The sequence below is a fragment of the Streptomyces changanensis genome, assembly GCF_024600715.1.
Taxonomy (GTDB): domain Bacteria; phylum Actinomycetota; class Actinomycetes; order Streptomycetales; family Streptomycetaceae; genus Streptomyces; species Streptomyces changanensis.
The window spans coordinates 4216319-4239817 of the sequence record NZ_CP102332.1; the positions used below are offsets into that span (position 1 = coordinate 4216319).

Sequence of the window (23499 nt, forward strand, 5' to 3'; positions counted from 1 at the left end):
GCAGCGTGCTCACCGGACGGGAGACCGGGCGTCGGCGCCTTCTGCCGGCTAGAAGAGGCCGATGTACCTGTGGTGGGTGAGGTTGTCGAGGATCTCGCGCAGCCACGGGCTGCGGACGGCCGACAGCCGGGCCAGGGTGTGGTGGAACGTTCGGCGGTCGATCCGGAACAGGTGGGGAGGGCGCGGCGGGTGCGAGTCGTCGAAGTCCGGCCGCCAGCCGCTGCCGCCGCCCAGGCGGCGGCCGACCGGCTCGCGGAGGACGTCGTCGGGTACGCGGCCCGACGCGGGAACTGGTGGATGCGGCGGAGGGAAGGCCATCCACAGCCACACCCCGAACGGCAGCGGCACCGGGTATGCCGATGTGGCCGCGCCGCCGGGGGCCCAGGTCTGTCCCGTCTGCGGATGGACCGGTACGAGCTGGATGTCGACGCCCGCCTCCGGGGTGGGCAGTCCTGGTCCGGTCAGGGCGGCGCGCCGCTTCTGCGGACCTGCGGGCAGGAGTGCGTCGAGGGCGCGTTGGAACACCTCCTCGGCCAGGCCGTCCGGGACGGTCACCGGCTGCCCTCCGGAGGCCACGAGGAGGTGGGCGAGCGCCCGGCCGGCTGCTGCCTCCCACTGCGGGCTCCATGTCCAATGGCGGCTCGACCCGAGCCGAGACGCCCATGTGGCGACCGGCTCGCATGGGGGTGTGCTCCGCCCCTCCTCCATCAGCCCCTCCCACGAGAGGGGTTCGGTGTCGACACCGTCGAGAGGGAGGCGCTGTACGGCGTCGGGGGCGAGCCACACCGCCTGCCAGAGCGAACAGTCGTCCATCCTGGTCGCCACGAGCAGGCCGCACGCCTCGCAGGCCATGTTGGGGCCGCCGGTCCCGTCCAGGCCGCAGCAGGCGCCACCCCGCTCCTCGGGGACCAGCAGAACGCCGCGGACGTCTCCGGGTGCGATCACGATCGCGTCGGGCGCGCCGTCGGAGGGGCGTGGACCGGTGCGTGGACACCGCGGACGGCTGCCTCGTGCGGATGGATGTGCTCCCACTTGCGCCACGGCGGCCCCCAAGGCTCCGGGTCGACGGCGAAGGTCCCGGTCTCCATGAGCACCGGCAGCTGGGCACCGTTCCCGTAGACCTGATGGGCGTGAACCGGAAGGCAGACCTGGGACAACGGGGCGGTCAACTCGACGCCGCACCCCGCACACACGAAAACGAACACCGATCCTCCGCCTGGGAAACAGAGGCATCCTCGCAGCTCGGTGGCGGCCCGCCAACGGGCTTTCCGACCGACAGCGGCGAGCGGTGTGCCCCCCGCGTCTCGGCGGGTCAGGGTGTCCGGTCGGGGCTCGTCCTTTGCCGCGCCTGGCCGGCGGCCGACCTGCGGGCATGGTCCCGGTCCGGTGTGAGGTCCAGTTCGGCCCAGACCGTCTTGCGGGGGGTCGGGCCCTCCGTGACGCCCCACCGGTCCGCCAGCGCTTCGACGATCAGCAGCCCGCGTCCGCTCTCGCCGTCGGCCGTGGGTGCCTGCGGGGTGGGCAGTCGGTCGCAGCGGGTGTCCGTCGCTTCGATGCGCAGGACGCTGCCGGCGGAGGTGAGGCGGAGAGTGAGGAGGAAGGCCCGTCCCGGGACCCGGCCGTGGACGGCGGCGTTCGCGGCGAGTTCGGCGACCACCTGGAGGGCGTCGTCGGCCACCGGGCGGGTGACCGCGCCGCCGCGCAGCCATACGGCGGCCAGGTCCCGCGCGAGCCGCGCACCCGCTCGGGACGGGTGTGGCTGCACGGTGAAGACCCCCTGCTGGGAGAGGGGTTGGGTGGCGTTGTGGCTCATGTCACAGATCCTGGAGGTGGAGGATCTGTGGCGGCCAGTGATCCGCCGCATGCGTACAGTCACTGTCCGGACCTTGTCGGCTCGTGTCCGGCCTGTGCGGAGGGGCGGGTGGGCAAGGGGTGCACGACTGTGGCGGTACGCGGGAGGTGGCGCGGTTGACGGCGGAAGTGAGCGGGGCGGAGCGACTCAAGGGAGACGCGGACGAGCCGGGCTGGGAGGTGGACCCGGACGACGAGTCCGGTGCCGCGGTCGTCGCGACGGTGGGGCGCCAGCTCAAGCTGCGCCGGGAGGCCGCCGGCCTGAGGGCGGCGGAGCTCGGAGACCTGATCGGGTACGGCGAGGACCTGGTCTACAAGGTGGAGGCGGGCAAGCGGATTCCCCGGCCGGAGTACCTGGACAAGGTCGACAGGGTCCTGAAGGCGAGCGGGTTGATCGCCGCGATGAAGAAGGACGTGGAGGAGGTCCGGTACCCGAAGAAGGTGCGGGACCTGGCGAAGCTGGAGGCACGCGCCGTCGAGTTGCTGTCGTACGGCAATCACAACCTGCACGGCCTGTTGCAGACCGAGGAGTACGCGCGGGCGCTGTTGGGCACTCGGCGTCCCACCCTCACCTGCGACGAGCTGGAGCGGGCGCTCGCGGCTCGGATGGCCCGGCAGGGCATCTTCAGTCGAACACCTCCGCCTGACATGAGCTTTGTCCTGGAAGAGGTGACCCTGCGCCGCCCCATCGGGGGGACAATCGTGCAGCATCGGCAACTCGAACAACTGCTGGAGCTCGGGCGGTTGCCCAACGTCGACATCCAGGTCATGCCGACCGACCGATGGGACCACCCCGGTACGGGCGGGCGGATCCAGGTGCTCAAGTTCGACGATGGCGCGGCGGTGGGGCGTGCCGACGAGGAGTTCGGGGGGCGTCCCGTATCGACCCCGAAGCACGTAAGAGTGCTCGAACTGCGCTATGGAATCATCCGAGCTCAGGCTCTCACCCCCCGGGAGTCGCTGGCCCTCATCGAGGAAGTGCTGGGAGAGACATGATGCGCAAGACCGTGCGTGAACGTGACGGACTTGTCTGGTTCAAGAGCAGCTACAGCGACAGCAGCAACCCGAACGACTGCGTCGAGGTCGCGATGTCCCCCGCCGTCGTCCACGTGCGCGACTCCAAGAACATCGACGGTTCGCGCCTCGCGGTCGGGCCGGAGGCGTTCGCCGTCTTCGTCGCGTACGCGTCGCGGAGCTGATCGTTCCGCCGCTGCGGGGGTGTGGGGACCCGGTGCGTGGGGTTCTCGGGGGGTGTGAGGCACAATCTGCCGCATGACGAGCCCTGAGCAGCCCGGTACGTCGGGTACACCTTCGCAGACCCCCTACGCGGAGCGGGTCTACCGGTCGCCGCTGGCCATGGCGGGTGGTGTGCTGCTGCTGGGCATCGGGCTGTGGATGGGCGGCGACGCCCTCGTGCGGGGCGAGGGGATGACGCGCTGGGTCGCGCTCGCGGCGCTGCTGGCCGGTGTGCCGCTCGTGGTGGCGTTCACCTTCCGGCCCGCCGTGTACGCGAACGACGACCGGATGCGGGTCCGCAACCCGTTCCGCACGGTCGACGTGCCCTGGGCTGCCGTCGAGGCGCTGCGGGCGACGTACTCGACCGAGGTCGTGACGCGCGGCGGCGAGAAGTACCAGCTGTGGGCCGTGCCCGTCTCGATGCGGCAGCGGAAGCTGGCCGTCCGTACCGGGGGCAAGGTGCTGGTCGGCGCCGAGAGCACCCTCAGCGAGCTGCGGCAGCTGGCCGAGCAGAACGCCGTGCGGCCGTCGGCGAAGGGGGAGCCGCAGGTCCGCTGGGCGTACGAGGTGATCGCCCCCGCCGCCGTCGGATCCGTGGCCTTGGTGATGTCGCTCGCGTTGCGCTAGGGGCGCTGGCGGGGGCCGTCACGGAAAAGCGGTGGCCGGAGCCGGGGGCGGGGCGGCACCATGCCCGGATGAGCGAGCAACCCGAGCGATGGACCCAGGCGACCGTCCACCCCGACATGTGGGCCGACCCGGACGACGACCCCCGTGACAAGGAGGGTGCCGGTCCGGACGGTGAGCTCGCGACGCTGGAGGACTTCCTGGCGGGGTACCGCCTGACCCTGCGGATGAAGTGCGAGGGCCTGGACGCGGACCAGCTGGCCCGGCGGTCGGTGCCGCCGTCGACGATGTCGCTGCTCGGCCTGGTCCGGCACCTCGCCGAGGTGGAGCGGGACTGGCGCAACTGGATCAGCGACGGCGAGCCCTTGCCGAAGCTCTACGGGCGGCGCGACGCGGACTTCCACGGCGCCGTCGCCGAGCAGGCCGTGGTCGACGCCGCGTACGCCGACCTGGAGCGTGAGCAGGCCGCGACCGACGCCGCGCTGGCCGCGTACGCGGACCTGGGCGAGCGCGTCGGCGAGGAGCGGATCGCGGTCCGGGAGCTGCTGGTGCACCGGATCGAGGAGTACGCCCGGCACTGCGGCCACGCCGACCTGCTGCGCGAGTGCGTCGACGGGAGGGTGGGTCAGTGACGGGAGTCGCCCACGGCGACGGCCCCGTCGCTCCCGGGGGAGCGGCGGGGCCGTCGGGGTGAGGTGCGTCAGATGCCGGCTGCCGCGGCGAGGTCCTGCTTGATCGCGGCCAGGACGCCGGACGCCCGGGTGCGGGCCTCCGGGAGGGCGGCGGCGTCCGCCACGGGGACGACGACCTCCAGGTAGCACTTCAGCTTCGGCTCGGTGCCGCTCGGGCGGACGATGACCCGCGCCCGGTACTCGCCCTCCAGGTAGTACCGCAGCCCGTCGGTGGGCGGCAGCGCCTCCGAGCCGTGCGTGAGGTCCTCGGCGCGCGCGACCGTCAGCCCGGCCAGCGACGTCGGCGGGGCCTGGCGCAGGCGGCGCATCGCGTCGGCGATCACCGTCAGGTCCTGGACGCGGACCGACAGCTGGTCGGTGGCGTGCAGGCCGTGGGCGACGGCCAGGTCGTCCAGCAGGTCGGTGAGGGTCCGGCCGCGCTCCTTCAGCTCCGAGGCCAGCTCCGTGACGGCCAGCGCCGCCGTGATGCCGTCCTTGTCGCGGACGCCCTCCGGGTCGACGCAGTAGCCGAGGGCCTCCTCGTAGCCGTACCGCAGGCCCTCCACGCGGGCGATCCACTTGAAGCCCGTCAGGGTCTCCTCGTGGCCCACGCCGGCCGCCGCGGCGATCCGGCCCAGCAGCGACGACGACACGATCGACTCCGCGAACACGCCCTTCGCGCCCTTGTCGACCAGGTGCGCCGCCAGCAGCGCGCCCACCTCGTCGCCGCGCAGCATCCGCCAGCCGCCCGCCGCCGAGTCGTCGGGTACGGCCACGGCGCAGCGGTCGGCGTCGGGGTCGTTGGCGATGACGAGGTCGGGTCGGGCCTCGCGGGCCGTCGCGAACGCCAGGTCCATGGCGCCCGGCTCCTCCGGGTTGGGGAAGGCGACCGTCGGGAACGCCGGGTCCGGCTCCGCCTGCGCCTCGACGAGCACCGGCGTGGGGAAGCCCGCGCGCGCGAACGCGGCCAGGAGCACGTCCTTGCCCACGCCGTGCATGGCCGTGTAGACGACCCGCGCCGAGCGGGAGGTGCCCGGGGTGAGGACCTTGTCGGTGCGCTCCAGGTACGCGTCGAGCACCTCGTCGCCGAGGACGTCCCAGCCTTCCTCCGCGCGCTCGACGTCCGCCAGCGACCGGACGTCGGCGATGCGGGCCGCGATCTCCGCGTCCGCCGGGGGCACGATCTGCGAGCCGTCGCCCAGGTAGACCTTGTAGCCGTTGTCGCGCGGCGGGTTGTGGCTGGCGGTCACCTCGACGCCGGCGACCGCGCCCAGGTGCCTTATGGCGTACGCGAGGACCGGCGTCGGCAGCGGGCGCGGCAGGAGCGCGGCGCGCAGCCCCGCGCCGACCATCACGGCGGCCGTGTCCCGGGCGAAGTCGGCCGACTTGTACCGGGCGTCGTAGCCGATGACCACGAGCCCGCCGGCCTGCCCCTGGTCCTTCAGGTAGGCGGCCAGGCCGGCCGCGGCGCGGATGACCACCGAGCGGTTCATCCGCATCGGGCCCGCGCCCAGCTCGCCGCGCAGCCCGGCCGTACCGAACTGCAGCGTGCCGGCGAAGCGGCCGGCGAGCTCGTCCAGGTCGCGGTCGGCGAGGAGCCGCGCGAGTTCGTCGCGGGTCTCGGCGTCCGGGTCCTCGGCCAGCCACGCCTCGGCCTGCGCGATGAGGTCCGGCTGGTCGGGCCGCAGGTTCTGCTGCACGGGGTCTGCCTCTCTGCTGAAGTCGTACGCGTCGCGTCGCGTCGTCGGGGGTGTGGATCCGTTACCCGATGCCGGTCGGGCGCAGACCCCCTCCGTTACGGCCGTGGCCGCCCCTCAGGGGGTGCGCCGGGCCCCGGCCCCCGGGTCCGGGGTCAGATGCGCTCCAGGACGCGGGTGAGCAGCTCGCCCATCCGCGCGGCCGAGTCGCGGCCGGCCTGGAGGACCTCCTCGTGGTTCAGCGGCTCACCCGAAAGGCCCGCGGCCAGGTTGGTGACGAGGGAGATGCCGAGGACCTCGGCGCCCGCCTCGCGGGCCGCGATGGCCTCCAGGACGGTGGACATGCCGACCAGGTCGCCGCCGAGCACGCGGACCATGTTGATCTCGGCCGGGGTCTCGTAGTGCGGGCCGGGGAACTGGACGTAGACGCCCTCCTCCAGGGTGGGGTCCACCTCCTTGCACAGGGCGCGCAGGCGCGGCGAGTACAGGTCCGTCAGGTCGACGAAGTTGGCGCCGACGATCGGGGAGGCCGCGGTGAGGTTCAGGTGGTCGCTGATCAGGACCGGCTGGCCGGGGCGCATGCCCTCGCGCAGACCGCCGCAGCCGTTGGTCAGGACGACGGTCTTGCAGCCGGCGGCGACGGCCGTGCGCACGCCGTGGGCGACGGAGGCGACGCCGCGGCCCTCGTAGAAGTGCGTGCGGCCCAGGAAGACCAGGGCGCGCTTGTCACCGATGCGGTACGAGCGGATCTTGCCGCCGTGGCCCTCGACGGCCGGCGGGGGGAAGCCCGGCAGCTCGGTGACGGGGTACTCGGCCTCGGGGGCGCCGAGGGCGTCGGCGGCCGGGGCCCAGCCGGAGCCCATCACGAGGGCGACGTCGTGGGTCTCGGCACCCGTCAGCTCGCGCAGGCGCGCGGCGGCGGCCTCGGCGGCGGCGTGGGGGTCGTCCTGGCGGTGGTCCGGGGTAACAGTTGCGTTCACGCGGACGAGGGTAACCCGTCTGGGCCTACGCGCGTAGATGACAGGGCCTACGGTGTTCGTTTCGTTGTCTTGTCGCTTCCGACGAACCGGCGGGCCGCCCGGTCAGCAGGGGCGTTTGCGCAGTTCCATGACGTAGTCGTGGGGCGCGCCGGCGGACTCGGCGGCGTCGGCGATCTCCCCGAGGTAGCGGGCGGAGGGCAGCCCGCCCTCGTACCCGTTCAGGACGTACACCCACGCGGGCTCCTCGCCGTCGAGGGTGTGCACCCGCAGGCGCATGCGCCGGTAGATGTCGAGCCCGACGCCCTCCCAGCGGTCCATCGAGTCCTCGTCCATCGGGGCGATGTCGTAGAGGGCGACGAAGACCTGCGAGCGGGGGGCCTCCACGATGGTGGCGAGCGCCCCCTCCCACCCCATCTGCTCGCCGCCGAAGGTCAGCCGCCAGCCGTTCAGCCAGCCCGTGCCGCGCAGCGGGGAGTGCGGTGCGCGGCGGGTCATCAGCCGCGCGTCGAGGTTGCCGGCGTACGCGGCGTAGAGCGACATGGGATCGAGGGTACGGGAGGGGTGGGGGTGGGCGCGGTCCCACGTGCGCCGAAGGTGGCCCCGGGGCCGAGCGCGCCCGCCCGGTGCGGGAGAATGAAGCCGGATCGAACAGTGCGGGACAATGACGTACGTACTCCCTTCCCATGAGGACGACCCCGACCCCTTGGCCAACCCGACGGCGGGGTCGCCGTGACGAGAGCGCGAGGCGTAACCCCAGTGACCCGGATCGTGATCATCGGTGGCGGACCCGGCGGATACGAGGCGGCCCTGGTGGGCGCCCAGCTCGGCGCGGAGGTGACCGTCGTCGACCGCGACGGCCTCGGCGGAGCGTCCGTCCTGACGGACTGCGTCCCTTCGAAGACGCTCATCGCGACGGCCGAGGTCATGACGACCTTCGACTCGTCCTACGAGGAGCTGGGGATCATCGTCGCCGACGACACCCCGCACAAGGAGCAGGCCGCCCGGGTGGTCGGCGTCGACCTCGGCAAGGTCAACCGCCGCGTGAAGCGGCTCGCCCTGGCCCAGTCGCACGACATCACCGCCTCCGTCACCCGCGCCGGCGCCCGTGTGATGCGCGGCCGCGGCCGCCTCGACGGGCCGCAGGACCTCGGCGGGTCGCGCCGCGTGGTCGTCACGGCCGCCGACGGCACGGAGGAGACCCTCACCGCCGACGCCGTGCTGATCGCGACCGGCGGCCACCCGCGCGAGATCCCCGACGCCCAGCCCGACGGCGAGCGCATCCTGAACTGGACGCAGGTCTACGACCTGGACGAGCTGCCCGAGGAGCTCATCGTGGTCGGCTCCGGCGTGACCGGCGCCGAGTTCGCCGGCGCGTACCAGGCGCTCGGCTCCCGCGTCACGCTCGTCTCGTCCCGCGACCGGGTGCTGCCCGGCGAGGACCCCGACGCGGCGGCGGTCCTGGAGGACGTCTTCCGGCGCCGCGGCATGAACGTCATGGCCCGCTCGCGCGCCCAGTCCGCGAAGCGCGTCGGCGACCGGGTGGAGGTCACCCTGGCCGACGGGCGCGTCATCTCCGGCACGCACTGCCTCATGGCGGTCGGCGCCATCCCGAACACGGCCGGCATGGGCCTGGAGGAGGCGGGCGTCCGGCTCCGCGACTCGGGCCACATCCTCACCGACAAGGTGTCCCGTACGTCCGCGCCCGGCGTGTACGCGGCGGGTGACGTGACGGGTGTGTTCGCCCTCGCGTCCGTCGCCGCCCAGCAGGGCCGCATCGCGATGTACCACTTCCTCGGCGAGACGGTCACGCCGCTGAACCTGAAGACCGTCTCGTCGAACGTCTTCACCGACCCCGAGATCGCCACGGTCGGTTACACCCAGGCCGACGTCGACGCCGGCAAGATCGACGCCCGGGTCGTCAAGCTGCCGCTGCTGCGCAACCCGCGCGCCAAGATGCAGGGCATCCGGGACGGCTTCGTGAAGATCTTCTGCCGCCCGGGCACCGGCATCGTCGTCGGCGGCTGCGTCGTGGCGCCGCGGGCGAGCGAGCTGATCCACCCCATCTCGATCGCGGTCGACAACAACCTGACGGTCGAGCAGATCGCGAACGCGTTCACCGTGTACCCGTCGCTGTCGGGATCGATCGCGGAAGTGGCACGACAGTTGCACACCCGGAAGACGACCGCGGAGGCGTGAGTCGGGGGGACAACCCCCGGCAACCCCCGGCAAGTCGGGACACCGAGCGGTCAGGGTACGCACACGGACGGGACCGCCCATAGCACCCGGCGGCCCCGTCTGTTCGCAACTTCTCGGATTCGGTGCATACGGCTGCAAACTCTCGGGCGCTGGGGTTACTGTCAGTTCCGTGTTCGCTGCAGAACGTCGCCAGTTGATCCTTGAAATGGTGCGTGCCAACGGGGCGGTCTCGCTCCGGGAGCTCGCCCGCGTCGTCCAGACCTCCGAAGTGACCGTACGGCGGGACGTGCGGGCGCTCGAGGCCGAAGGACTCCTCGACCGCCGGCACGGCGGTGCGGTGCTGCCGGGCGGTTTCACGCGTGAGTCCGGCTTCCCGCAGAAATCCCACCTCGCGACCGCGGAGAAGACGGCCATCGCCGACGTCGCCGCGGGCCTCGTCCAGGAGGGCGAGGCGATCGTCGTCGGAGCCGGTACGACGACGCAGGAGCTGGCCCGCCGCCTCGCCCGCGTCCCCGGGCTGACCGTCGTGACCAACTCGCTGCTGGTCGCCCAGGCCCTGGCGCACGCCAACCGCGTCGAGGTCGTCATGACCGGCGGCACGCTGCGCGGCTCCAACTACGCCCTGGTCGGCAGCGGCGCGGAACAGTCCCTCCAGGGGCTGCGGGTGTCGCGGGCGTTCCTGTCGGGCTCCGGGCTCACCGCCGAGCGCGGCCTGTCCACCTCCAACATGCTGTCGGCGAGCGTCGACCGGGCGCTCGTCCAGGCGGCCGCGGAGGTCGTCGTCCTCGCCGACCACACCAAGCTCGGCACGGACACGATGTTCCAGACCGTGCCGACGGACGTCATCACCCGGCTCGTCACGGACGAGCCGCCCGGCCACGACGACCGGGCCGCGATGGAACTCCAGGCCCTCGCCGACCAGGGCGTCCACATCACCGTCGCCGGCTCGGGCCCGGGCACGGCGGGCGCCGAAGCCGCCCCGCGGGGACGCCAGCCCCGGCGCGGGGACGTGCCCCTCCCGGGCCAGCGCGGCAGCCGCCACCCCGGCCAGCAGCTCCGCAGCGCCCCCCTGACGGGCGACCCCCAGGACCGCCAGGCCCGCGTCGCGGACCTGCGCCGCCGCTGACCCCGTCCGCGTCAAGCGCGGCGCTGCGGGCCGGGGGAGATGCGCGGGTCCGGCCGGCGGGACGGGCCCGGGGCGTACGGGAGGCTCCTGGTGGCCGGCCGCGAGCCGACGGGGACCCGGGCGGGGGCCGGCCGCGGCGCGTCGCCGTGGTGCCGCTCGTCGACGACCGTCCGCCGCGCGCTACGGGCCCCCGGGGGTGCGGGTGGCGATGGACCCGCGTCCGGGGTCGTCGGCGGTTCGCGACGGCCGGGTGTCCCGTGCGTGGGACCGGCCGCGGGCGCGGCGGCCGTGCACCCGCCGGCGTGCCGCTCCCCGGGACGGGCGCGGGGCCGGGCGTCAGGGCGGCCCGGCGGGTCAGGGCTTGAGGCCCCGTAGGGTCAGGGTCAGGAGGCGGTCCGCGAGGTCCGGGTCCGTCGGCGCCTGCTCCGCCGCCAGGGCGATCGCGTTCGTCAGCTGCATCAGGTCGCCGATCGAGACGTCCCGCCGTACCGCGCCCGCCTCCTGCGCGCGGACCAGGAGGCGCGCGCCCGCCTCCCGCAGCGGCACGCTGCACCCCGACAGCGCCGAGCCCGGGTCGGACGACACCGCCAGCAGCGCCCGCGCCAGGCCCCGGTACTCGCCAGCGTGGGTGACGATCGCGCGCAGCCACGCCACCAGCGCCGTACACGGCTCGTCCGCCTCCGCCAGCTCGCGCGACCGGGCGAGCAGGGCCGTCACGGCGTCCTGGAACACCGCGTTCATCAGGGCGTGGCGGTTCGGGAAGTGGCGGTACAGCGTGCCGATGCCGACGCCCGCCCGCCGCGCGATGTCCTCCAGTGCCGCGTCCGTGCCGTGCTCCGCGAAGGCCGCGCGCGCCACGTCCAGCAGGCGCTCGTGGTTGCGGCGGGCGTCGGCGCGCATCGGCCGGGTCGTCGTCATCGCGGGTCCTCCCTCGTCCCTCCAGGATGCCATCGCGCCCATGCGTGAGGGCCCGCCGGTCACACCGGCGGGCCCTCACCCCGTCTCACCGCGGGCGGCGGGACGTCAGTCCTTGATCTCGCAGATCGGGGCGCCCGACGTGACGGACGCGCCGACCTCCGCCGACAGGCCCTTCACCGTGCCCGCGCGGTGCGCGTTCAGCGGCTGCTCCATCTTCATGGCCTCCAGGACGACGATCAGGTCGCCCTCCTTGACCTCCTGGCCCTCCTCGACGGCCACCTTCACGATGGTGCCCTGCATCGGGGAGGCCAGGGTGTCGCCGGAGGCGGCCGCCGCGGACTTCCGCTTCGCGCGGCGCTTGGGCTTCGCGCCCGCCGCCAGACCCGTACGGGCCAGGCTCATGCCGAGCGACGACGGCAGCGACACCTCCAGGCGCTTGCCGCCCACCTCGACGACGACCGTCTCGCGCCCGGTGGTCTCCTCGTCCTCCGCCTCGGTGTCGGCCGGGGCGGTGAAGGGCGGGATCTCGTTGACGAACTGGGTCTCGATCCAGCGCGTGTGCACCGTGAACGGGCCCTCTTCCGGCGCGAAGGCCGGGTCGGCGACGACCGCCCGGTGGAACGGGATGGCCGTGGCCATGCCCTCCACGTGGAACTCGGCCAGCGCGCGCCGCGCCCGCTCCAGCGCCTGCCGGCGCGTCGCGCCCGTCACGACCAGCTTCGCCAGGAGCGAGTCCCAGGCGGGGCCGATGACGCTGCCCGACTCCACGCCCGCGTCGAGCCGGACGCCCGGGCCGGACGGCGGCGAGAACCGCGTGACCGTGCCGGGGGCGGGCAGGAAGCCCCGGCCCGGGTCCTCGCCGTTGATGCGGAACTCGAACGAGTGGCCGCGCACCGGCGGGTCGTCGTAGCCCAGCTCCTCGCCGTCGGCGATGCGGAACATTTCGCGGACCAGGTCGATGCCGGTGACCTCCTCGGTCACCGGGTGCTCGACCTGGAGGCGGGTGTTGACCTCCAGGAAGGAGATCGTGCCGTCGTTGCCGACGAGGAACTCGACCGTGCCGGCGCCGACGTACCCGGCCTCCTTGAGGATGGCCTTCGACGCCCGGTACAGCTGCGCGTTCTGCTCGTCGGTCAGGAACGGCGCGGGGGCCTCCTCGACCAGCTTCTGGTGACGGCGCTGCAGGGAGCAGTCACGCGTCGACACGACGACGACGTTGCCGTGCTGGTCCGCCAGGCACTGGGTCTCCACGTGCCGCGGCCGGTCCAGGTACCGCTCGACGAAGCACTCGCCCCGGCCGAACGCCGCGACGGCCTCGCGGACCGCCGAGTCGTACAGCTCGGGGACCTCCTCCAGGGTGCGGGCGACCTTCAGGCCGCGGCCGCCACCGCCGAACGCCGCCTTGATGGCGATCGGCAGGCCGTGCTCCCGGGCGAACGCCACGACCTCGTCCGCGCCGGACACCGGGTCGGGCGTACCGGCCACCAGCGGCGCGCCGGCGCGCTGGGCGATGTGACGGGCCGCCACCTTGTCGCCGAGGTCGCGGATGGCCTGCGGCGGCGGGCCGATCCAGATGAGACCGGCGTCGATGACGGCCTGGGCGAACTCGGCGTTCTCCGACAGGAAGCCGTACCCCGGATGGACGGCGTCCGCCCCCGAGTCCTCGGCTGCCTGGAGCACCTTCGCGATGTCCAGATAGCTGGCCGCCGGGGTGTCACCGCCCAGGGCGAACGCCTCGTCCGCCGCACGGACGTGCAGGGCGTCCCGGTCCGGATCTGCGTAGACGGCTACGCTGGCGATCCCGGCGTCCCGGCAGGCACGGGCGACACGGACAGCGATTTCGCCACGGTTGGCGATGAGCACCTTGCGCACGATGGCTCCCTCCATTCCCAAAACACGCTGAGTTTAGGGACTGCCGACACGACGTTTCGACTGTTCCCCAGTCGTGAGGTTGCCCACACGGAGCGTGATACGGGGTTCGCTCAGACCCCGAAACCCCTTGTCCCGCCTCGGTACGCAGGGTTTCCACACTGCACAGTAACCCTGTGGTGTGGTCAAGGTCTCTGTGCTGGGGGCCAGCGGGGCGTCCTGTTTCTTTGTGGAGTCCCTACGAATGGGCGAATGATTCTTTGCTGCTGTGTCCCTACCCTTGCCCAGAGGTTTACTCGTGAGTAGCCTGCGCGGTGTCGTCCGTACTGCTGGTAACAGGCAGGGGGTACCCGTGTGACCCGCAGACCGATCGCCCTCACGACGGCTGTCGTGCTCCTCGCCGAGGCCGTCGGCGTCGTCCTGCTGCACGGCGTCCTCGCGGCCGTCCTGGGGGGCCAGCGGATGTCCCTGGCCGGCCTCGATCCCGACGCGATGATCACCGGCACATGGGTGATGGGCGGCGTCTTCGGCGCCTACCTCGCCCTGTGCGGCGCCGTGCTGCTGCGCGTCGCCGTGCGCGGGGTGCCGCCCGGCCGGTGGGCCCGCATCCTCCTGGTCACCTGCGCCCTCACCCACGCCGTCCTGGGCGCCGTGGTCGTCGGCCTCGTGGGGTGGGGCGCCTTCGCCTGGATGATGGTGGTGATGGGGCTGGTGGTGCTCACCCTCGTGGCGTACGCGCCCGTGGAGCCCGGGGTAGCCGGAGGGCCCATGACGCCCGGGGGGCCCGTCGGCGGGGAGGGCGGCGGCCCCGGTGCCCGGGAGGAGGGCGTCCAGCCCGTCTGAGCCCCGCTTCGCACCGGCGCGCCGCCCCCGCGGCTACGACCAGAGGTCGGTGACGGAGACGCCCAGCTCGGCCAGGAGACGCCGCAGGAGGGGCAGGGAGAGGCCGATGACGTTGCCCGGGTCGCCGTCCACGCCGTCGATGAAGGGCGCCGAGCGGCCGTCCAGGGTGAACGCCCCCGCCACGTTCAGCGGTTCGCCGCTCGCCACGTAGGCGGCGATCTCCTCGTCCGTGGGCTCGCCGAAGCGGACCACCGTCGACGCCGTGGCCGACGCGTACCGCTTCGCCGCCGTGTCGTGGACGCAGTGACCGGTCTGGAGCACCCCGACGCGGCCGCGCATGGCCTTCCAGCGGGCGACGGCCTCCTCGGCGTCGGCGGGCTTGCCGAGTGCCCGGCCGTCCAGTTCGAGCACCGAGTCGCAGCCGACGACGAGCGCGCCCGACGCCTCCGGGCGGGCCGCCACGAGGGACGACTTCGCCTCGGCGAGCGCCAGGGCCAGCTCGGCGGGGGTCGGCGCCGTCACCTTGCTCTCGTCGAAGCCGCTGACGATGACTTCCGGCGCCATGCCGGCCTGACGCAGCAGTCCGAGGCGGGCGGGGGACGCGGAGGCGAGCACGAGGCGGCGGCGCTGAGCAGTCATACCGCCATCGTAGGCAACCTCAGCGCAGTCCCGCGGCGAACATCGCCACCACCATCGCGAGGGCGAGGAGGACGCCGGCCCGGCGGAGCATGGCCTGCATGGCCCTCATCTCCTCGGGCGGTTCGTCGTCGGGATCGGACCACAGCATCCTTCGATCCTGCGCGCCCCGGGTACGGCCCCGCCTGAGTACGCGTACTCAAGCGGGGCCGTACGAAGGGACTAGGGACGGTCTCGCGGACCTTGCCGGGCTGGCGGTGTCCGGCACGCACGCTCGCCGCGTTGTCGTCGGTCGCCATGGCTCCGCCATGACTCCCTCCTCCGCCGTGCGATCGCACGCACCGGACGCCGCTCCCCGATCCGGCCTGATCCGAAAGACAGGCCCTGGACGGTGTCCCGGGGGCCGCCGCCCGTCACGCGGCGGACGGGCGCAGCAGCGCCGCCGGCGGGACGGCGTGGCGGCGGGGGCAGCGCGGGTCGGCGCACAGCGCGTCGTGGGCGAGCACCGACAGCACCGCGGCCTGGAGCCGCGTCTGCTGCCCGAGCTTCTCCACGATCCGCGCCACGTGCGCCTTCACCGTCCGCTCGGCGATGCCCAGCTCCCTGGCGAGCTCGCGGTTGCCGAGGCCGGTGCCCAGCAGGAGGAGCACCTCCCTCTCCCGCTCCGTCAGCCGCTTCAGGCCCCAGATCCCGTGCACCGGGTCGGTCCCGGCGCGCCGGTAGGCGCAGGCCGTGTTCCCCGTGTCGGACCGCTTGGTCATGGCGGGTCCTTCCTGTCGCCGCTGCTCCCAGCAGAGCCCCGTGCCCTGGGTGTGCGGCGATCGGATCCCAACCTAGCCGCCGGCGGTGACACCGGCGGGGCAGGGGTGGTTCCGGGCCACCGGGCCGGCGGGCGACCCGGCGCGCGACCCGGCGCACCGGCCGCGTACTGCCTCGGCGGGCATTGCCCGAAGAGACAATGTCGGCCAACTCCCCGGATCCCTAATGTCGTTGCGAACATGACACAGCGACGGAAGGTGCTCCACTCGATGGGACGCATGCGCAAGACCAGCCGAGTCATAGCCGTGGCGATCGCTCCGGCGCTCCTGGTGGGCCACACCGCCACCGCGGCCCCCCACCCGGCGCCGGCCGGCGGGACCGCGGCGTTCTCCCTCTCCGGCATCGACCAGCAGCGGTTCGCCGACGTCACCGGCGTCGCCGCGGCGACCCCGCAGGGCCGGGCGATGAAGACCCACGGGTTCAGCGTCCTGCGGGCCGCCTCCGGCCAGACGGCCGTCGTCGACACCTCCATGGCCGACCAGGGCATCACCACCGCCGCCGCCCCGGACTTCGTCGACGTCTCCTGGAAGCCGTACGCCGACGACGCCCGCTACACCGTCAGCCGCGACGGCCGTACCGTCGCCACCACCGCGCCGGGCGCCGGCGCCTTCCGCGACACGGCGCTCACGCCGGGCGCGACCTACCGCTACGACGTCGCGCCCGTGTTGCCCGACGGCGCCACCGCGCCCGGCGCCCGCATGTGGAGCATGCAGGTCACCGTCCCGGCCGTCGGGAAGGGCGAGAGCGCGGTCAGCGCGATGCGCGCCCAGGCCACGGCCCGGGCCACCGCGGCGGCGGCCGCCAAGACCACCACCGTCAGCTGGGTCGCGTTCATCCCGCAGAAGCGCATCGACGCGCCCTCCGCCGGCTGCGACTACGGCAAGGGCTACCAGTTCGCCGGCGACGGCCGCTCGAACTTCGACTGGAAGTCCTCGAAGTACCGCACGGCCGTGCACGGCACGGTCGACTGGAGCAGGAAGTCGGTGACCGGCAACAAGAGCATCCACGCCACGCACGTCTACAACAAGAAGACCGGCAAGCTCGTCGCCACCAAGACGGCCTCCGGCAAGAACACCTACGCCAAGAAGATGGGCTCGGGCTCCAACTACGTGGACGTGCGCATGGTCACGCACGCCTCCAACCCGTTCTGCAAGTTCGGGGCCATCGACGGCGCCTTCTCCATGCACCTCACCACCAGCGGCAACTACTCCATCTTCAGCGGCAAGCACCGCCTGATGCCCAACCACCACGTCTACATCTACAACGGCGGCAAGGTCACCAACGTCTACACCCGTAAGTACGCCAACGCCCTGTGCCTGGTCGGTCCCGTCCTGTGCCAGGAGGCGACCTTCTACGGCTCCGGCAAGTTCTGATCCCGGCGGTCCCACCGCAGCAGGCGCCCCCGGGCCGGTCCGCACCGGCCCGGGGGCGCCCCGCGCGTTCCTCCGGAGCGGGGGCCGCTCCGCGCGCGCTCCCTACGCCGGCCAGTAGGTGCGGGTCCAGGAGCGCGGGCCCGGGGGCGGCGTCGCCGTCCGGGCGATGCGGGTGGGCGCGGACCACGCCTCCGGCACGCGGGGGGCGTCACCGCCCCCGGCGGCCGCCACGGCGGCGGCGCGGGCCCGGACCACCGCGAGGGCGGCGGCCAGCTCCTCGGGGGTCGGGTTCCCCCGTACGACCTTGATCATCGAGGCTCCTCTACAGGGGGATGTTGCCGTGCTTCTTCGGGGGCAGGTTTTCCCGCTTCGTGCGCAGCTGACGCAGGCCCTTGACGATCTGCGTCCGGGTCTCCGACGGCATGACCACGCCGTCCACGTACCCGCGCTCCGCCGCCGTGTAGGGGTTGAGCAGCGTGTCCTCGTACTCCTGGATCAGCCGGGCGCGCAGCGCCTCCCGCTCGTCCTCCGGGGCGGCGGCGATGGCCCGGCGGTGCAGGATGTTGACCGCGCCCTGGGCGCCCATCACCGCGATCTGCGCGGTCGGCCAGGCGAGGTTGAGGTCCGCGCCGAGGTGCTTGGAGCCCATGACGTCGTACGCGCCGCCGAACGCCTTGCGCGTGATCACCGTGATCAGCGGGACCGTGGCCTCCGCGTACGCGTAGATCAGCTTGGCGCCGCGCCGGATGATGCCGCCGTACTCCTGGTCCACGCCGGGCAGGAAGCCGGGGACGTCGACGAAGGTCAGGACCGGGATGTTGAACGCGTCGCAGGTGCGGACGAAGCGCGCGGCCTTCTCGCTGGCGTTGATGTCCAGGCACCCGGCGAACTGCATCGGCTGGTTGGCGACGACGCCGACCGGGAAGCCCTCGACGCGGCCGAAGCCGGTGACGATGTTCGGCGCGAACAGCCCCTGGACCTCCAGGAACTCGCCGTCGTCCACGACGTGCTCGATGACCGTGTGGATGTCGTACGGCTGGTTCGCCGAGTCCGGGACGAGCGTGTCGAGCTCGCGGTCCTCGTCCGTCACGTCGAGGTCCGCCTCCTCCGGGAAGGCGGGCGGCTCGGAGAGGTTGTTCGACGGCAGGTAGGACAGCAGCGACTTGACGTACTCGATCGCGTCCTTCTCGTCCGCCGCCATGTGGTGGGCCACGCCCGACGTCGTGTTGTGCGTCCGGGCGCCGCCGAGCTCCTCGAAGCCGACGTCCTCGCCGGTCACCGTCTTGATGACGTCGGGCCCGGTGATGAACATGTGCGACGTCCGGTCCACCATGACCGTGAAGTCGGTGATCGCGGGGGAGTACACGGCGCCGCCCGCGCACGGGCCCACCACCAGGCTGATCTGCGGGATCACCCCGGAGGCGTGGGTGTTGCGGCGGAAGATCTCGCCGTACATGCCGAGCGCGCTGACGCCCTCCTGGATGCGGGCGCCGCCGGAGTCGTTGATGCCGATCACGGGGCAGCCCGTCTTCAACGCGAAGTCCATCACCTTGATGATCTTCTGGCCGAAGGTCTCGCCGAGCGCGCCGCCGAACACGGTGAAGTCCTGCGAGAACACCGCCACCGGGCGGCCGTCGACCGTCCCGTACCCGGTCACCACACCGTCGCCGTAGGGGCGGTTGCGCTCCAGCCCGAAGTTGGTGGAGCGGTGCCTGGCGAACTCGTCCAGCTCGACGAAGGAGTCCTCGTCCAGGAGGAGGGCGATCCGTTCGCGGGCCGTCAACTTGCCCTTCGCGTGCTGCTTCTCGACGGCACGCTCGGAACTCGCGTGCGTCGCCTCCTCGATTCGGCGCTGCAGATCCGCGAGCTTCCCCGCGGTCGTGTGAATGTCGATCTCTTGACGCTCGGACATCGGGATGCGGCTCCCTGCCTGGTCACGTGTGGTCACGGGTACGGTGGCTACTGGCCCGTAGCGTATCGGCGGGGATGCCGTTCGGCAGTGCGGTCTTTGCCACACCTAGGCTGGGTTGCATGACGCCCCCACTTGGTCCAGTCACCGGCTCGGCCGGCCGCTGGAGCGACCTCGAACGACCCCCGCTGAACGCCCCCGCGCTGCGCCGGGCCCTGGTCCGCCCCGGAGCGCTGTGGACCTCGCTCGACGTCGTGGGCGCGACCGGCTCGACCAACTCCGACCTGGTCGCCCGCGCCGCCGGGCTGCCGGAGGGCGCCGTCCTGGTCGCCGAGGAGCAGACCGCGGGGCGCGGCCGGCTCGACCGGGCCTGGTCGGCGCCGGCCCGCTCGGGCCTCTTCCTCTCCGTCCTCCTCACCCCGGACGTGCCGGTCGGACGGCTGGCCTGGCTGCCGCTCCTCACCGGCGTCGCGGTCGCCACCGGCCTCGCCCGGGCGGCCGGCGTCGACACGGCCCTGAAGTGGCCCAACGACCTGCTCGTCCGGGTGGGCGGGGAGGAGCGCAAGGCCGGCGGCATCCTCGCCGAGCGGGCCGGCGACCACGGGGTCGTGGTCGGCATCGGCCTCAACGTCACCCTCCGTGCCGACGAGCTGCCCGTGCCCACCGCCGGGTCCCTCGCGCTGGCCGACGCCGTCTGCACCGACCGGGACCCGCTGCTGCGGGCCGTGCTCCGCTCGGTGGAGGAGTGGTACCGCCGCTGGACCGCGGCCGGCGGCGACCCGGCGGCGAGCGGGCTCCAGGCGGCCTACGCGGCCGGCTGCGCGACGCTCGGCAGGACCGTCCGGGCGGAGCTGCCCGGCGACCGCGAGCTGACCGGTGAGGCCGTCGCCGTCGACGGCGACGGGCGGCTCGTCGTGGCCACCGCCGACGGCTCCCGCGAGGCGGTCGGGGCGGGCGACGTCGTCCACCTGCGCCCGGCCGGCTGAACGCGCAGGCCCGTGCGGACGTGAGCCAGGGCACACCTGCCGTATCGTTGAGGCGATTCGCCGACCGGGTTCGCCGAGGCGGTCGACGAGGGCGTCGACCTGGCGGGTCGCGACAGAACGGCAGGCAGGGCAGTGCGTACGGATCGGGCAGGAGGCGGCCGGTGACCGTCGACGACGCGAACGCGGGCGGAGCGGAACATCCCACCCCCCACCATGTCGTCGACCACACGGCGGAGCCGACCGACAACCCCCTGGCCATCCGCCTGGAGCAGCTGATCCTCGGCGCCGAGCGGCGCTACACCCCCTTTCAGGCGGCCCGCACGGCCGGCGTCTCCATGGACCTCGCCTCCCGCTTCTGGCGGGCGATGGGCTTCGCGGACATCGGGCAGGCCAAGGCGCTCACCGAGGCGGACGTCCTGGCCCTGCGGCGGCTGGCCGGCCTGGTCGAGGCGGGGCTGCTCAGCGAGCCGATGGCCGTCCAGGTGGCCCGGTCGACGGGGCAGACCACGGCGCGGCTCGCCGAATGGCAGATCGACTCCTTCCTGGAGGGGCTGACCGAGCCGCCCGAGCCGGGGATGACCCGCACCGAGGTCACGTACCCCCTGGTGGAGCTGCTGCTGCCGGAACTCCAGGAGTTCCTGGTGTACGTGTGGCGGCGGCAGCTCGCCGCGGCGACCGGCCGGGTCGTCCAGGCGGGTGACGACGACGAGATGGTCGACCGGCGGCTCGCCGTGGGCTTCGCGGACCTCGTCGGCTTCACCCGGCTGACGCGCCGGCTGGAGGAGGAGGAGCTCGGCGAGCTGGTCGAGGCGTTCGAGACCACCTGCGCCGACCTCGTCGCCGCGCACGGCGGCCGGCTGATCAAGACCCTCGGGGACGAGGTGCTCTTCGCCGCCGACGACGCGGGGACCGCCGCCGAGATCTCCCTGCGGCTCATCGAGACGCTGCGGGGCGACGACACCATGCCCGCCCTCCGCGTCGGCATCGCCTTCGGCACGGTCACCACCCGCATGGGCGACGTCTTCGGCACGACGGTGAACCTCGCGAGCCGGCTCACGTCGATAGCGCCGAAGGACGCCGTGCTGGTCGACGGGGCCCTGGCGGAGGAGCTGGCCCGTACGGGCGAGGCGCCCGTGTCCGAGGCGCAGGCGGCGGAGGAGGCGGCCCGCGCGGAGAAGGAGGGCCGGGCCCCGGCCCCGTACCGCTTCGCCCTCCAGCCCATGTGGCAGCGGCCGGTCCGCGGCCTCGGCGTCATCGAACCCTGGCTGCTGTCGCGGCGGGAGCCTAAGATCCCCGGTGAGACGCGATAACGCTCGTTAACCGGGAGGGTGGGCGCCACATGTCCGAGCAGCAGACCGAGGACCGGGCCGGAGCCGGGGCGCCGGGGGGAGCCGCCGGCGCGGCGGAGGAGGAGCGGTACGGCGAGTTCGTCGCCGTCCGGCGGCACGGCTTCACGGCCGAGCTGGTCCTCGACCGGCCGCAGGCCATGAACGCCGTCTCCACCGCCATGGCCCGCTCCATCGGCGCCGCCTGCGACGCGCTCGCCGCCGACCCGTCGGTGCGCGTCACGGTGCTGACCTCCACCCATGACCGGGCCTTCTGCGTCGGCGCCGACCTGAAGGAGCGCAACTCCTTCACCGACGCCGAGCTGCTGCGCCAGCGGCCCACCGCGCGCGCCGCCTACACGGGCGTGCTGGAGCTGCCGATGCCGACCGTCGCCGCCGTGCGCGGCTTCGCGCTGGGCGGCGGCTTCGAGCTGGCGCTCGCCTGCGACCTGATCGTCGCCGACGCCACCGCGGTCGTCGGGCTGCCCGAGGTGTCCGTCGGCGTCATTCCCGGCGGCGGGGGCACGCAGCTGCTGCCGCGCCGCGTGGGCGCCGCCCGCGCCGCCGAGCTGGTCTTCACGGCCCGCCGCGTGGCCGCCGCCGAGGCGGCCGCCCTCGGCCTGGTCGACGAGCTGGTCGAGGACGACGCGCGCGGCGCCGCGCTGGAGCTGGGCGCCCGCATCGCGGCGAACTCGCCCGTCGGGCTGCGCGCCGCCAAGCGCGCCCTGCGGCTGGGGCAGGGGCTGGACCTGCGGGCCGGGCTGGAGGTCGAGGACGCGGCGTGGCGGTCCGTCGCCTTCTCCGGCGACCGCAAGGAGGGCGTCGCCGCCTTCAACGAGAAGCGCCCGCCGAGCTGGCCGGGGGAGTAGGACGCCGCCGGCTCGGGCCTCGGCCCGGGGCCCGCGGCCGGGGTCCGGGGGCGGGCGCGGGGGCCGGCTCCCGGCCCGGCCCGGATCCGGCGTGGGTTCCGGCGCGGGCGCGGGGGTCGGCCCCGGGTCCCGCCCCGGCCGCGGCTTTGGCGTGGGTTTCGGGCCCCCGCGTGGGCTCCCGGCCCGGCGGGTGCCGCGGGGCGCGTGGTCACCTGGAGTAACCAGTGGGGCCCTTGGGTGAAAAGTTCGGACACCTCCCTAAGCTTGAGGAATGCGTGAGGATGTCCGACTGCAGGCCGTGGTGGCGCTGGCGCAGGCCATGGCGGCGGCGCACACGCCGCGGGAGTGCTGGCGGGCCGCGGCGCTGGGCGCGTGCGACGCGCTCGGCGGAACGTTCGCGGCGCTGTCCACCTGGCAGCGGGACCTGGGCCGGCTGAAGGTCCTCGTGAACGCCGGTCGGCGGACGCCCGACGAGGAGGAGTTCCCCGACTCCGAGACGTACCCCGTGCACCAGTTCTCCGAGATCACCGAGTTCCTGCACGACCGGTGGGCGGGCGGGGGCGAGCCGAACGCCTGGGTGGAGACCGCCGACGACGGCGACCCCGCGCCGGGCGCGTACGGCCGGGGCGGTTCCGTCGGCGGCCCGGGCGGCGGCCCCGTCCGGCCCGGCGGCCTCCCCGGCCGGGCGGAACCGCGGTCCTGGGGCCGGGTGGCGGCGCTGCGCCGGCGCGGGCGCGGCAGCTGCGTGGTCGCGCCGATCGTGCTGCACGGACGGGCGTGGGGCGAGCTGTACGTCGCCCGCCCGGTCGGGGCGCCGGCCTTCGACCGGGACGACGCCGACTTCGCGACCGTGCTGGCCTCCGTGGTGGCCGCCGGCATCGCCCAGACCGAACGGCTGGAGGAGGTCAGGAAGCTGGCCTTCACCGACCCGCTGACCGGGCTGGCCAACCGCAGGGCCGTCGACACCCGCCTGGACGAGGCGGTCGACCGCTTCCTCACCGACGGGGCCGTCGTCAGCCTCGTCGTGTGCGACCTGAACGGGCTCAAGCACGTCAACGACACCCACGGGCACGCCGTCGGCGACCGCCTCCTGGAGCGCTTCGGGTCGCTGCTCTCCTGCTGCGGGGCGCGGCTGCCCGGGGCGCTGGCCGCGCGTCTCGGCGGGGACGAGTTCTGCCTGCTCGCGGTGGGGCCGGAGGCCGACGAGGTGGTCGCGGCCGCCGACGAGTTGTGCGTACGCGCCGGCGAACTGGAGTTCGGCGAGGGCGTGGCGTGCGGGGTGGCGTCGACGGGCGACCCGATCGGGCCCGTGCGGTCCGCCCGGCGGCTGTTCCGGCTCGCCGACGCCGCCCAGTACCGCGCGAAGGCCGCCCGGTCGCCGAAGCCGGTGGTCGCCGGGCGGGACGGCTCCGTCGTACGGCTCGCCGACGCCCCGCCGGCCGGCCACCGCGACCGCCGGCGCTTCCGCGACGCCCGCCCGGGTGGCTGACCGGGGGCCCGCCCGGCGGGTGTGTGGGCGGGTGGGGGGCGCCGCCGTCCGGGTGGGGTGCGCCCGGTGGTGGGGGGCAGGC

Annotated in this window: 23 protein-coding genes and 1 pseudogene; 12 read left to right on the forward strand and 12 right to left on the reverse strand. The window is 73.8% G+C overall.

Annotated elements, in window-relative coordinates:
• Window positions 1–48: 48 nt before the first annotated feature.
• Window positions 49–1205, reverse strand: a pseudogene (locus tag NRO40_RS18840) (hypothetical protein).
• A 107-nt stretch (window positions 1206–1312) separates the two neighbouring features.
• On the reverse strand, window positions 1313–1813 hold the full coding sequence (locus NRO40_RS18845; RefSeq protein WP_079046946.1) for an ATP-binding protein: 501 nt from the start codon (window positions 1811–1813) through the stop codon (window positions 1313–1315).
• Between the two features lie 155 nt (window positions 1814–1968).
• Here NRO40_RS18845 and NRO40_RS18850 point away from each other — a divergent pair, with 155 nt between their 5' ends.
• The 4 genes from NRO40_RS18850 to NRO40_RS18865 all read left to right on the forward strand — a co-directional run bounded on the left by NRO40_RS18850 (window position 1969) and on the right by NRO40_RS18865 (window position 4343).
• Window positions 1969–2847 carry a helix-turn-helix domain-containing protein gene (locus tag NRO40_RS18850; RefSeq protein ID WP_257375450.1) on the forward strand — a complete coding sequence of 293 codons (879 nt, stop codon included), beginning with the start codon at window positions 1969–1971 and terminating at the stop codon, window positions 2845–2847.
• Window positions 2844–3050, forward strand: a complete 207-nt coding sequence (locus tag NRO40_RS18855) for a DUF397 domain-containing protein (protein WP_058941464.1) — start codon at window positions 2844–2846, stop codon at window positions 3048–3050. Before NRO40_RS18850 ends, NRO40_RS18855 begins: the two co-directional genes overlap by 4 nt.
• A 73-nt stretch (window positions 3051–3123) precedes the next feature.
• Window positions 3124–3714: a PH domain-containing protein gene (locus tag NRO40_RS18860; RefSeq protein ID WP_058941465.1), complete on the forward strand. Its 591-nt coding sequence runs from the start codon at window positions 3124–3126 to the stop codon at window positions 3712–3714.
• Between the two features lie 68 nt (window positions 3715–3782).
• Complete coding sequence (locus tag NRO40_RS18865; RefSeq protein ID WP_058941466.1) at window positions 3783–4343, forward strand: mycothiol transferase; 561 nt, start codon at window positions 3783–3785, stop codon at window positions 4341–4343.
• A 68-nt stretch (window positions 4344–4411) separates the two neighbouring features.
• Here NRO40_RS18865 and NRO40_RS18870 read toward each other — a convergent pair whose 3' ends face one another.
• The 3 genes from NRO40_RS18870 to NRO40_RS18880 form a co-directional block, all read right to left on the reverse strand.
• Window positions 4412–6070: a phospho-sugar mutase gene (locus NRO40_RS18870; RefSeq protein ID WP_058941533.1), complete on the reverse strand. Its 1659-nt coding sequence runs from the start codon at window positions 6068–6070 to the stop codon at window positions 4412–4414.
• Between the two features lie 164 nt (window positions 6071–6234).
• Window positions 6235–7059: a purine-nucleoside phosphorylase gene (locus NRO40_RS18875; RefSeq protein ID WP_058941467.1), complete on the reverse strand. Its 825-nt coding sequence runs from the start codon at window positions 7057–7059 to the stop codon at window positions 6235–6237.
• A gap of 102 nt (window positions 7060–7161) precedes the next feature.
• Window positions 7162–7599: a gamma-glutamylcyclotransferase gene (locus tag NRO40_RS18880; protein WP_058941468.1), complete on the reverse strand. Its 438-nt coding sequence runs from the start codon at window positions 7597–7599 to the stop codon at window positions 7162–7164.
• Window positions 7600–7815: 216 nt separating this feature from the next.
• Between NRO40_RS18880 and NRO40_RS18885 the strand changes: the two genes are divergently transcribed.
• Entirely contained in the window at window positions 7816–9255 is a 1440-nt protein-coding gene (locus NRO40_RS18885) for an NAD(P)H-quinone dehydrogenase (protein WP_058941469.1), read from the forward strand.
• Window positions 9256–9424: 169 nt separating this feature from the next.
• The gene (locus tag NRO40_RS18890; protein ID WP_079046947.1) at window positions 9425–10381 is read left to right on the forward strand and encodes a DeoR/GlpR family DNA-binding transcription regulator; all 957 of its coding nucleotides are present in this window, start codon (window positions 9425–9427) and stop codon (window positions 10379–10381) included.
• A gap of 354 nt (window positions 10382–10735) precedes the next feature.
• On the opposite strand, the gene NRO40_RS18895 is transcribed toward NRO40_RS18890, so the two are convergent.
• Together NRO40_RS18895 and NRO40_RS18900 are read right to left on the reverse strand one after the other, a co-directional pair.
• Window positions 10736–11299: a TetR/AcrR family transcriptional regulator gene (locus NRO40_RS18895; RefSeq protein WP_198549300.1), complete on the reverse strand. Its 564-nt coding sequence runs from the start codon at window positions 11297–11299 to the stop codon at window positions 10736–10738.
• A gap of 105 nt (window positions 11300–11404) precedes the next feature.
• Entirely contained in the window at window positions 11405–13171 is a 1767-nt protein-coding gene (locus NRO40_RS18900; protein ID WP_058941535.1) for an acetyl/propionyl/methylcrotonyl-CoA carboxylase subunit alpha, read from the reverse strand.
• A gap of 351 nt (window positions 13172–13522) precedes the next feature.
• Here NRO40_RS18900 and NRO40_RS18905 point away from each other — a divergent pair, with 351 nt between their 5' ends.
• Complete coding sequence (locus tag NRO40_RS18905; protein ID WP_058941471.1) at window positions 13523–14011, forward strand: hypothetical protein; 489 nt, start codon at window positions 13523–13525, stop codon at window positions 14009–14011.
• Between the two features lie 33 nt (window positions 14012–14044).
• On the opposite strand, the gene NRO40_RS18910 is transcribed toward NRO40_RS18905, so the two are convergent.
• The 3 genes from NRO40_RS18910 to NRO40_RS18920 form a co-directional block, all read right to left on the reverse strand.
• Window positions 14045–14650: a Maf family protein gene (locus tag NRO40_RS18910; RefSeq protein WP_079046948.1), complete on the reverse strand. Its 606-nt coding sequence runs from the start codon at window positions 14648–14650 to the stop codon at window positions 14045–14047.
• A 19-nt stretch (window positions 14651–14669) separates the two neighbouring features.
• Window positions 14670–14798 carry a morphogenic membrane protein MmpB gene (gene mmpB / locus NRO40_RS18915; protein ID WP_257375451.1) on the reverse strand — a complete coding sequence of 43 codons (129 nt, stop codon included), beginning with the start codon at window positions 14796–14798 and terminating at the stop codon, window positions 14670–14672.
• A gap of 262 nt (window positions 14799–15060) precedes the next feature.
• Window positions 15061–15408, reverse strand: coding sequence for a helix-turn-helix domain-containing protein (locus tag NRO40_RS18920; RefSeq protein WP_058941473.1), 348 nt, complete (start codon window positions 15406–15408; stop codon window positions 15061–15063).
• A gap of 237 nt (window positions 15409–15645) precedes the next feature.
• On the opposite strand from NRO40_RS18920, the gene NRO40_RS18925 reads away from it, so the two are divergent.
• Window positions 15646–16839, forward strand: a complete 1194-nt coding sequence (locus tag NRO40_RS18925) for a hypothetical protein (protein ID WP_257375452.1) — start codon at window positions 15646–15648, stop codon at window positions 16837–16839.
• Window positions 16840–16941: 102 nt separating this feature from the next.
• On the opposite strand, the gene NRO40_RS18930 is transcribed toward NRO40_RS18925, so the two are convergent.
• Together NRO40_RS18930 and NRO40_RS18935 are read right to left on the reverse strand one after the other, a co-directional pair.
• Window positions 16942–17151: an acyl-CoA carboxylase epsilon subunit gene (locus NRO40_RS18930; protein WP_058941475.1), complete on the reverse strand. Its 210-nt coding sequence runs from the start codon at window positions 17149–17151 to the stop codon at window positions 16942–16944.
• Between the two features lie 10 nt (window positions 17152–17161).
• Window positions 17162–18751, reverse strand: a complete 1590-nt coding sequence (locus NRO40_RS18935; protein ID WP_058941476.1) for an acyl-CoA carboxylase subunit beta — start codon at window positions 18749–18751, stop codon at window positions 17162–17164.
• A 119-nt stretch (window positions 18752–18870) separates the two neighbouring features.
• Between NRO40_RS18935 and NRO40_RS18940 the strand changes: the two genes are divergently transcribed.
• The 4 genes from NRO40_RS18940 (at window position 18871) to NRO40_RS18955 (ending at window position 23417) form a co-directional block, all read left to right on the forward strand.
• On the forward strand, window positions 18871–19734 hold the full coding sequence (locus NRO40_RS18940) for a biotin--[acetyl-CoA-carboxylase] ligase (RefSeq protein WP_058941477.1): 864 nt from the start codon (window positions 18871–18873) through the stop codon (window positions 19732–19734).
• Between the two features lie 161 nt (window positions 19735–19895).
• Window positions 19896–21044: an adenylate/guanylate cyclase domain-containing protein gene (locus tag NRO40_RS18945; RefSeq protein ID WP_058941478.1), complete on the forward strand. Its 1149-nt coding sequence runs from the start codon at window positions 19896–19898 to the stop codon at window positions 21042–21044.
• 29 nt (window positions 21045–21073) lie between these two features.
• On the forward strand, window positions 21074–21928 hold the full coding sequence (locus tag NRO40_RS18950) for an enoyl-CoA hydratase/isomerase family protein (protein WP_058941479.1): 855 nt from the start codon (window positions 21074–21076) through the stop codon (window positions 21926–21928).
• Between the two features lie 271 nt (window positions 21929–22199).
• A complete protein-coding gene (locus tag NRO40_RS18955; RefSeq protein ID WP_058941480.1) occupies window positions 22200–23417 on the forward strand; it encodes a GGDEF domain-containing protein in 1218 nt (405 codons plus the stop codon).
• Window positions 23418–23499: the final 82 nt, after the last annotated feature.